Origin of the sequence: Corynebacterium sp. HMSC078H07 (assembly GCF_001812805.1) — a bacterium.
GTDB lineage: Bacteria > Actinomycetota > Actinomycetes > Mycobacteriales > Mycobacteriaceae > Corynebacterium.
In genome coordinates this window covers 1-527 of sequence record NZ_KV810450.1, presented here as the reverse complement: position 1 = coordinate 527, position 527 = coordinate 1, and the positions used below count along the sequence as shown (strand labels likewise).

Below are 527 nucleotides of genomic sequence, written 5' to 3'. Positions count from 1 at the left end.
TGGGAGAGTAAGAAACCGCCGACACCAAACAACAACAAACAACTCAATACAACAAAAAAAGGGGAGACCGTTGAAACACCACCAGTTTCAACGGTCTCCTCTTTTTCGGTTTTCCACCACCCCTGCACCCCGCAAGCCCTAACAGGCCGAAAGGACCCGAGCCTAACAGTCCAGACCTGAAAGCCGACACAGTAGTATCATGCGGCATCGCCAATCAGGCAGCCACAACCGCGAGTATGGAAGCGCAGAACCGGTTTCCTGCCGCCACATCACTCCACAATGGAAAGGGCGATGCTTTTCGGCACTGCTCGTGGAATGCTCTGATGACGATGAGAATCGGTGCAGATACAGCTGAACGCATTGCTACTAACCACGAAAGTGTCGCTCAGGGGCCAGCGGATGAGACCAGCATGGACCTGTATAACAATGCCCAAGGTCGATTTCTTGGATTTGCTTTCGCAAGTAGTGGCGACGAAGCTTCTGCTCTGAACCAGTGCGCCCTCTGGGCTAGCATTGGACTGCTATCT

The 527-nt window shown here is 52.9% G+C and carries 1 pseudogene; it reads left to right on the top strand.

What is annotated here, in order from left to right:
- Window positions 1-122: 122 nt before the first annotated feature.
- Window positions 123-527 (top strand): annotated as a pseudogene (locus tag HMPREF2875_RS13785) (hypothetical protein); the annotation flags it as partial.